Consider the following 9,067-nt stretch of genomic DNA (forward strand, 5'->3'; position numbering starts at 1 on the left):
TCATCAATGATGATGATTTTGATCATGACTTGCTTCTAACTCTGTTATATTGCGCTTATGTGCTTGGTGAGTTTCTAGGTCGGCATCAACTTCAATAGTGATGTTTTGAAATCCACAATCTTTTAGCAAGTTTCGTATGAATTCTTTACAAGTTTCCATCTGTTCAATTTCTTTTAGGCAAACATGAACAATGGCATTTTTTTCCAAACCATCCATAGTCCAGAGATTAAGCTGGTTAAGGCTAGCCACATTGTCTAATCCCTCTAAGTCACTCATGACTTGCTTGATATCGACACCTTCTGGCACAGCATCCAAGAAAATCTTGAGTGCGCTCCAAAAGCGAGGAATTGCTTTTGTTAGAATGAAGATAGAAATGACAAGCGACAAGATAGGATCTAAGATATACCAATCTGTAAATCGGAGGATAATCGCCATTAGAATGACAGCTAACCAACCAAGAGTATCTTCCAAAAAGTGCAGGCTCAGAATCGACTCGTTCTTTGTCTTTCCCTTGCGAACTACTAGACTAGCTAGCAGATTGATGCTAACTGCAATGATCCCTAGCCAGAGAATACCTTCATCATTAACGGGCTGTGGATTAAAAAGTTTAGTTATATTTTCCAAAATCACTAGGATGGATCCTGTGATAAGAATCACAGCAGTCACCAGGGCCCCTAAAAGACTAAATCGCTTGTAACCCAAGGTGTACTGCCTATCTTCTTCTCTATTTGAGATTGTTTCTAAAAAGGCCGATATGCCAATGGCTATAGCATCTCCCAAGTCATGGACAGAATCAGCAAGAACAGCACTCGAACCAAAGATTCCTCCTGCAATAAACTCAACAATAGCATAGCTTAAATTTAAGAAAAAAGCTACCCAAACAGTATATTTTGCCTTCATTTTTCTCATTCCTTTGTTATAATAGACTTATGAACACCTTGTTCATTATCATTATCCACTAAAACTCAAAGAAAGGATAGAAGCAAAATATCAGCTTTATTCAGTTCTGAACAATTTGCCTCAAATGTCCATATGACTAACATTGACCGCCGTATCAGTAAAACCAAAAAAGCCATCTATCAGGCTTTTCTACAATTTTTGAACGAGAAGGGCTACGAATCCACTACAGTTCAGGATATCATTAATCTCGCAGATGTGGGACGTTCCACTTTTTACTGTCACTATGAGAGCAAGGAACTACTTCTGGACGAGCTTTGTCGCCACCTCTTTCATCACATCTTTGAAAGAGAGGAGTCCATTTCAACCGAGGATTATCTCGCTCACCTCTTTCTACATTTTCAGAAAAATCAAGACCATATCACCAGTCTGCTATTTTCTAAAAATGACTACTTCCTCCGTCAACTCCATAAAGAGCTAGAACACCATGTCTATTCCGTGCTAGCTGATAAGTTGAAAAAAGCTCACCCAAGTCTGCCTCCTTCTTACCTCCAACACTTAGTCATGTCCAACTTTATCGAGACATTGACCTGGTGGCTCAAAAAAGGGCAAGACTTTACAGACCAAGAAGTTGTCCAATTTTATCTAGACCTTCTCATTCCTAAAAATTGAATACAGAGTAGAGCTCAGTTGCCTTATTTCTAGGCTACTGAGTTTTTTATCTTTTCAATAATCAAAAAAGCCCAGACGACATTGTCTGAGCATTTTTCTATCTAGTCGTTTAACCAAGTTGAGTTCAGCATTTTTAAGCTATTTCTTCAACAAACCTTGTTCTTGTAGAAACTCCTTGGCTACTTGTTCTGCTGACTTGCCTTCAACACCGACTTGGTAGTTGAGCTGGCTCATCTGGCTTTCAGTAATTTTACCAGCCAATTTATTGAGAACTGTTTCCAATTCTGGATGTTTCTTGAGAAGAGCTTCTTTCATTAGTGGAGCCCCTTGATAAGGTGGGAAGAGTTGCTTGTCATCTTCCAAGACCTGTAAATCATAACGCTCCAATTCCGCATCAGTCGAATAGGCATCCGTGATTTGAATATCCCCTGACTGAATTGCCTGATAGCGAAGAGCTGGCTCCATAGTCGCTACATTGAGATTGAGGCCATACATTGACTGCAAGCCCTTATTGCCATCTTCACGGTCATTAAACTCAAGCGTAAAGCCTGCCTTCAGCTGCCCTTCCACTTTTTTCAAGTCCGAAATGGTCTTTAAACCATATTCTTGAGCAATCTTTTTCGGAACAGCTACAGCATAAGTATTTTGATAAGACATGGGTTTGAGATAGGCTAGATGATCCTGCTTGGCAATGCCATCACGCGCCACTTGATAAACCTGCTCTGGCTCATGATCTACCTTTGGTGATGGTTGAAGCAAACTTTCAGTCACCGTACCAGTAAATTCAGGATAGATGTCAATATCACCTTTTTTCAAAGCTTCATAAAGGAAACTTGTTTTCCCAAAATTCGGTTTAACAGTCGCAGTCATACTGGTATTTTCTTCAATCAGCAATTTATACATATTGGCCAAAATTTCTGGTTCTGGACCTATTTTCCCAGCAATAACCAGGTTCTCTTTCTCTTTTTGAGCCAAAAGGGCTGGACTATAAGACAGACCAAGCAATAGCGTAACCAAGGCAAAACCAGAGAAAATCGTCCGCAATTTCGCTTTTTCCATTACTTTTAGTAGGAAGTTAAAGCCAATGGCCAGCACTGCAGAAGAAAGGGCCCCAATCAAAATCAGACTGGCATTATGACGGTCAATCCCCAAAAGGATAAAGGAACCGAGTCCCCCTGCCCCAATCAAGGCCGCCAAGGTAGCTGTACCGATAATTAAGACCGCTGCCGTCCGAATCCCAGACATGATAACAGGCATGGCAAGTGGAATTTCAAACTTCTTGAGACGCTCCCACTTAGTCATCCCAAAGGCAATCCCAGCCTCTTGCAGACTCGGATCAATTCCCTTCAGCCCAGTGATGGTATTCTGTAAAATCGGAAAGATCGCATAAATCACTAGTGCTGTCAAAGCCGGCAAGGTTCCAATTCCCATCAAGGGGATAAAGAGCCCCAACAAGGCCATAGACGGGATGGTCTGGAAAATCCCTGCAATCTGTAAGACCCAATCCGCCAACTTCTCATGATAGCGAAGATAAACAGCCAAAGGAATCGCGATAAAAATAGCTAGTAACAGGGTCAAAAGTGACAACTGCAAATGTTGAGATAGGGCTGTCAACCAATCACCAAAACGATCCTGAAAAGTTGCAATTAAATTAGTCATGAATACTACCTCCAAACAAGTCTGCAACAAAGTCTGTTGCAGGAGCTTTTAAAATAGTCTCAGAATTCGCCACCTGACGAATCTCTCCATCCTGCAAAACGGCAATACGGTCCGCCAACTTCAAGGCTTCATCCGTATCATGGGTCACAAATATCGTTGTCATCCCAAACTCTTTATGCAATTCTTTCGTCAGAACCTGCAACTGTTTTCTCGAAATAGCATCCAAGGCTGAAAAAGGCTCATCCATGAGGAGAATCTTAGGCTGACCAATCATAGCACGAACAATTCCAACCCGTTGCTGTTCTCCACCAGATAATTCACTCGGAAGTCGATGCCCATACTCAGCTACTGGCAAGCCAACCTTGGCCAAAAGCTCTTCTGTTTTCTGAGCAATTTTTTCCTTAGTCCATCCCTTCATCTCAGGAATCAGGGCAATATTTTCCGCGACCGTTAGATTGGGAAAGAGAGCAATGGCCTGTAAAACATAACCAGTAGAAAGACGAAGATCCCGCTCATCATAATCTTTGATGCGCTTGCCATCCATATAAATATTTCCATCAGTTGGTTCCAAGAGACGGTTAATCATCTTAATCATAGTCGTTTTACCTGAGCCAGAAGGCCCAACCAAAACCATAAACTCCCCATTTCCAATCTGTAAATTGACATCTCTCAAGACATCTTTTTCTGTGTAACGTAAAGCTACATTTTTGTATTCAATCATTCTGTATCCTCAATTTAAAACTTACCTCTATTGATCAAAGCTTCTATCTTAGGCAAAACTTCCTTATTATTCCAATACTACAAAATTTTCCCGTTTTCTAGACGGAAAATATCGTACTGGGCACAGGCGTCACCATCAATCTAAGTCTGACCATAGCTAACCACGTAGTTTTCTTGTCCTAAGAGTTGGAAAACAAAGTCAAAAGTGACCTTTGCTTATAAACAGCTAATTTGATCTATCTTAAACCTCATTTTCCATCTCTTTCAGATTAGCCAAAATTCTTTCTTGAAAACCTTCAAACTGACGAATTTCTTCCTCTGAAAATCCTTTGTAACAGATAGTATCCAATCTTTGACTGACACGTTGCCCAACTTCTTTCTGAGACTTGCCCAACTCTGTTAAAACTAAATACTTCTTACGCTTATCTTCTCCACACGGACTGACAGTTACAAGATTTTGTTCCTCTAGATTTTTTATCATAGTCGTCAGCGTATTATTAGCAAGCCCAGTCGCAAGCGCAATGTCTGTCGCCGTAGCACAGCCTGTCTCACTATTCCATAAAACCGCTAAAATCTTCCCCTGCTCACTCCGATAAAGAGAGTCAGGGTCTTGTCTTAGTAACTTTTGAAAAATCCGCCCATTCAACAAACGAATATGATGGGCTACCAAATGACAATATTTCATGAAACCTCCAATTTATTTCCATATCGATACGAATAAAAAATATTATAGTACTTATTATTCTAATTGTCAATTATTTCGATTTAGAACTAATTTTTCTCAGTAAAAAATCTCCTACTCAAGGTAGAAGATTTCAATCTTATAAACTTAATCCGTCATGTCCGATACCAAAGTTCGATGCTCCAATGGAATGCTACACATAACTAGCAAGAAAATGAAACCGGACTGAATCCAGAAAAGGGCCAAGTCAAAGATTCCGTGTACAGCAACCACTGTAAGGAAAGATAGATAAAGACCGATAATCGGACGTTTCCCCAACTCCTGACTCATATCCATCATCAATCGAACAGGAGCAACAGAAGACAAAACTAATAAAATAGTCCCAACAATTCCGTAACTCAGAATCGTGTCAATATAAAGGCTGTGAGCATGTTCATGATAGGGAGCATTTATCCGAGGATAAGAGTGCATATAGGTCAATGGCCCCTCACCCCAAAAAGGATTTTGCTTAAACAAGGCCATCCCCGCATCCCAAATAGAAATCCGTTCTTCCATAGAAGAATCCAAAGTTCCCATCCTAACTCCCAGATCACTTGAAAAGAGGAAGCTCAAGCCGATCGCGAAGACCCCAATACTAAGCCAAAAAGCCTTCCAGTTTTTAATAGTCGTAAAGAGATAGATGATTGCTCCAGCGATAATAGCAGGAAAGGCAGTTCGATTTTGAGTAAAGTTCAAACCAAAGAGATTCACAAAGCCTGCAATCACACAGAATACTTTCAACCAATTCAACTTGGTCGTTGTAAACAGATAGAAAGCAATCATAATACAGAAACAACAAATAATACCATAATAATTAGGATTAAAGAAGGTCACTTCTGCACGATTCTGATGCCACACCTGCATGTTAGGTGAAAGAAAAGCATAGTTGAATTTCTTCACAATTTGGAAATGTTCTAAACTCGCAAAAACAGCTGACAATACGCTACCAAACAAGACGAGCTGCAAAATCAATCGAAAGAATTTATGTGATAACATCGACTGATAGTGCAAAAAGAAAACAGTAAATAGAAACATTCCTACTGAAGCCACAAGACCCATCCAATTTTGTGCAAAAATGGATATAATAGTACTATAGCCAAGAAAAAGAAGCAGCATCGGATGCTCCCCCATTTTCTGAAGAATACTTTTCATATCTCCTGTAAAAATCAAACTGATAATATATAAACAGAATACAACTACAAAAAGATAAAAGGGTAAAAATATACTCAGGATAATTCCCAATAAAATCAGCTCTTTACTAGACAACCCTTTCAGCTTTTTAATAAAGCCTATTGATTTCAAAATGAATCCTTTCTCTCCAAATCAACTGATTCAGATAATAGCAAGCTATCCTATATTGTACCACTTTTTTAGCAATTTGAAAACAAAGGAAACGATTCCTAGGTAAAAAAGAGAGCAAGCTAACTTTTCAAAGTAACTTCCACTTGGCTAGCCGAAGTGGAAATTAGTCTAAAACGGATTTTTATGGTGGAATTAAGTGTGAGACGTTTGAGTTAGAAATGAGGTTCACTATGACAAAACATAAACACCTTACACTTTCAGACCGTAATGATATCCAATTAGGCTTAGAGCGCGGTGAAACCTTCAAAGCTATCGGACAATCCATTCTAAAAGACCCGACTACTGTTTCTAAAGAAGTCAAACGAAATAAACAAATTAGAGACTCTACCTCTAACAACCTTCCTTGACCTCTACTCGACAAAGCTCCCTTTGTCTGTAATGGGTGCCCTAAAAGAAGACAAAATTGTGGCTATAAGAAGATTTTATACCTCGCTAAACAAGCTCAAAAGCAGTACGAACAAACTCTTGTCGAAGCTCGTGAAGGAACTCCCCTTAACTCGCAGACTTTCTGGGACATGGACAAGATCATTTCTGATGGGGTTAAAAAGGGACAACACATCTATCATATCCTCAAAACTCACAACCTTGACGTCAGCTCCTCAACTGTCTATCGACACATCCGAAAAGGGTACCTGTCTATCGCTCCGATTGACCTAGCCAGAGCCGTTAAATTCAAAGAAAGACGGAAAAGTAAACTACCCTCCATCCCTAAAGAAGCTAAAAAAGGACGTTCCTATGAGGATTTCCAAAATTATTTAGCTCTTAACCAACTGAACTCTTGGATGGAAATGGACACTGTTATGGGCAGGATAGGAGGTAAAGTACTACTCACCTTCAATCTCTCTTTCTGTAACTTTATCTTCGCTAGGCTTCTGGATAATAAAACTGCCCTTGAGGTTACCAAACACTTCTATAAGCTCAAGAACACTCTTCACCAAGCTGACAAAGATTTCTTCCTACTCTTTCCTGTCATCCTGACAGATAATGGTGGAGAGTTTGCCAGGGTTGATGACATCGAAATGGATGTGCGAGGAGAAAGTAAACTCTTCTTTTGTGACCCTAATCGCTCTGACCAGAAAGGGAGAATTGAGAAAAATCACACGCTAATTCGCGACATTCTTCCAAAGGGAACTTCCTTTGACAACTTAACTCAAGAGGACATCAATCTCGTTTGTTCGCATGTCAACAGTGTCAAACGGGCTGCTTTGAATGGAAAGTCAGCCTATGAACTTTTTGCCTTTACTTATGGAGAAGAGATTCCTAAGCTTCTCGGTATTTCTAAAATACCTGCAGAAGATGTCTGCCAGTCTTCTACATTACTCCAACATAAAATCTAAAAACTAACCTAAACCCCCATTCAAACGTCTCACACTAACTTCCACCATAGCGGAACTTAATCTGAAACGCTTTCAGATGAGGGGATTTTGTGCGCTCTTTTTTTCGATGCCTTTCGGCTACAAAAGCGATGAAATCAAGCATTAGTAAAACCAGTGGAACTTACCCTGAAACGGATTTCCACTGGTTTTTACGATTTTTATCAGACTAACTTCCACTTCTACTAGCGGTGGAACTTAGTTTGGGAATTTACCAAAAAGAGAGTAAAAATACTGAGATTTCAAGACTCAATCTTAATGATTGCATTTTCTCTAAGAAAATCATGCCGTAAATAGTAGGCATATGTTAAAATAGTAGTAATAAAATATAGATTAGGCGCAACTATCCAAACTAGATTCAAATCATATACTATTCTTAAAGAAAGGCAACACTATGAAATCCTACCAAGCTGTCTACCATATTCTAGCTAAAGAAACCGACTATATCAGCGGAGAAAAAATCGCAGAAAAACTATCCCTAAGCCGAACATCAATTTGGAAAGCCATCAAGCGGCTAGAACAAGAAGGCATTGAAATTGATAGCATCAAAAACAAAGGATATAAACTGATGAATGGTGACCTTATTCTTCCAGAGATTCTAGAAGAAAATCTTCCAATTAAAGTCAGTTTTAAACCTGAAACAAAATCAACACAACTGGATGCAAAAGAAGCAATTGATTTAGGGAATGAAGCAAACACTCTATACCTAGCTTCCTATCAAACAGCAGGTCGAGGTCGTTTTCAACGTTCTTTCTACTCACCACAAGGTGGTATTTATATGACACTCCATCTTAAACCAAATCTCGCCTATGACAAATTACCATCCTACACACTACTTGTAGCTGGAGCTGTCTACAAAGCCATTAAGAACCTAACTTTAATAGATGTCGACATAAAATGGGTTAATGATATCTACCTAAACAATCATAAAATTGGAGGAATCCTTACTGAGGCAATGACCTCTGTAGAAACTGGCTTAGTCACAGATATCATTATTGGAGTAGGTATCAATTTCACTATTAAAGACTTCCCCCAGGAATTAAAAGAAAAAGCTGCTAGTTTATTTAAAGCACCAGCTCCTATAACAAGGAATGAATTAATCATAGAAATCTGGCGTATTTTCTTCGAAACACCAGCAGATGAGTTATTATACCTCTATAAAAAACAGTCATTCGTTCTAGGAAAAGAAGTTACTTTCACACTGGATCAAAAAGACTACAAGGGACTTGCTAAAGATATCTCAGAAAATGGCAAGCTTTTAGTTCAATGTGATAACAGAAAAGAAATCTGGCTCAATAGTGGCGAAATTTCACTCAAGAGTTGGAAGTAAAATAATACAATTATAAAATAACTACAGATGAGTAATTCAATTAAATTCTACACATCTGTAGTTTTTATAATATTAAAAAGAAAAAAAAAGAGAGTCATAAACTCTCATTAAAACGGAGAATAAGGGATTCGAACCCTTGCGCCAGTTACCCGACCTAACGATTTAGCAAACCGTCCTCTTCAGCCTCTTGAGTAATTCTCCTATTAATGGGCACGAGTGGACTCGAACCACCGACCTCACGCTTATCAGGCGTGCGCTCTAACCACCTGAGCTACGCGCCCAAGTTAAAAACTTGGTAATTTGAACAAAGTTCAAAGCGGGTGACGAGAATCG

Annotated in this window: 7 protein-coding genes, 2 tRNA genes and 2 pseudogenes; 3 read left to right on the forward strand and 8 right to left on the reverse strand. The window is 39.3% G+C overall.

Annotated features, from left to right (window positions below):
* Window positions 1-3: 3 nt before the first annotated feature.
* A complete protein-coding gene (locus GEZ84_RS04525; protein ID WP_000645154.1) occupies window positions 4-900 on the reverse strand; it encodes a cation diffusion facilitator family transporter in 897 nt (298 codons plus the stop codon).
* 132 nt (window positions 901-1,032) lie between these two features.
* Here GEZ84_RS04525 and GEZ84_RS04530 point away from each other — a divergent pair, with 132 nt between their 5' ends.
* The gene (locus GEZ84_RS04530; protein WP_000181705.1) at window positions 1,033-1,569 is read left to right on the forward strand and encodes a TetR/AcrR family transcriptional regulator; all 537 of its coding nucleotides are present in this window, start codon (window positions 1,033-1,035) and stop codon (window positions 1,567-1,569) included.
* Between the two features lie 138 nt (window positions 1,570-1,707).
* Here GEZ84_RS04530 and GEZ84_RS04535 read toward each other — a convergent pair whose 3' ends face one another.
* The 5 genes and pseudogenes from GEZ84_RS04535 to GEZ84_RS04555 all read right to left on the reverse strand — a co-directional run bounded on the left by GEZ84_RS04535 (window position 1,708) and on the right by GEZ84_RS04555 (window position 5,971).
* Window positions 1,708-3,228, reverse strand: a complete 1,521-nt coding sequence (locus tag GEZ84_RS04535) for an ABC transporter permease/substrate-binding protein (RefSeq protein ID WP_153223641.1) — start codon at window positions 3,226-3,228, stop codon at window positions 1,708-1,710.
* Entirely contained in the window at window positions 3,221-3,949 is a 729-nt protein-coding gene (locus GEZ84_RS04540; RefSeq protein ID WP_153223642.1) for an ATP-binding cassette domain-containing protein, read from the reverse strand. Before GEZ84_RS04540 ends, GEZ84_RS04535 begins: the two co-directional genes overlap by 8 nt.
* 14 nt (window positions 3,950-3,963) lie before the next feature.
* A pseudogene (locus GEZ84_RS04545) lies at window positions 3,964-4,158 on the reverse strand (polyketide cyclase); the annotation flags it as partial.
* Between the two features lie 31 nt (window positions 4,159-4,189).
* Window positions 4,190-4,633, reverse strand: a complete 444-nt coding sequence (locus GEZ84_RS04550; protein WP_153223643.1) for a MarR family winged helix-turn-helix transcriptional regulator — start codon at window positions 4,631-4,633, stop codon at window positions 4,190-4,192.
* Between the two features lie 144 nt (window positions 4,634-4,777).
* Window positions 4,778-5,971, reverse strand: a complete 1,194-nt coding sequence (locus GEZ84_RS04555) for an O-antigen ligase family protein (RefSeq protein ID WP_153223644.1) — start codon at window positions 5,969-5,971, stop codon at window positions 4,778-4,780.
* 230 nt (window positions 5,972-6,201) lie between these two features.
* Here GEZ84_RS04555 and GEZ84_RS04560 point away from each other — a divergent pair.
* Window positions 6,202-7,368, forward strand: a pseudogene (locus GEZ84_RS04560) (IS30 family transposase).
* A gap of 430 nt (window positions 7,369-7,798) precedes the next feature.
* Window positions 7,799-8,734 (forward strand): bifunctional biotin--[acetyl-CoA-carboxylase] ligase/biotin operon repressor BirA, encoded by a 936-nt coding sequence (birA, locus tag GEZ84_RS04565; protein WP_153223645.1) that lies wholly within the window; start codon window positions 7,799-7,801, stop codon window positions 8,732-8,734.
* A 113-nt stretch (window positions 8,735-8,847) separates the two neighbouring features.
* On the opposite strand, the gene GEZ84_RS04570 is transcribed toward birA, so the two are convergent.
* Window positions 8,848-8,935, reverse strand: a tRNA-Ser gene (locus GEZ84_RS04570).
* 6 nt (window positions 8,936-8,941) lie between these two features.
* Window positions 8,942-9,015 (reverse strand) — tRNA-Ile (locus tag GEZ84_RS04575).
* Between the last annotated feature and the right edge of the window lie 52 nt (window positions 9,016-9,067).

This window comes from Streptococcus mitis (genome assembly GCF_009496155.1).
Taxonomy (GTDB): Bacteria; Bacillota; Bacilli; order Lactobacillales; family Streptococcaceae; genus Streptococcus; species Streptococcus mitis_BQ.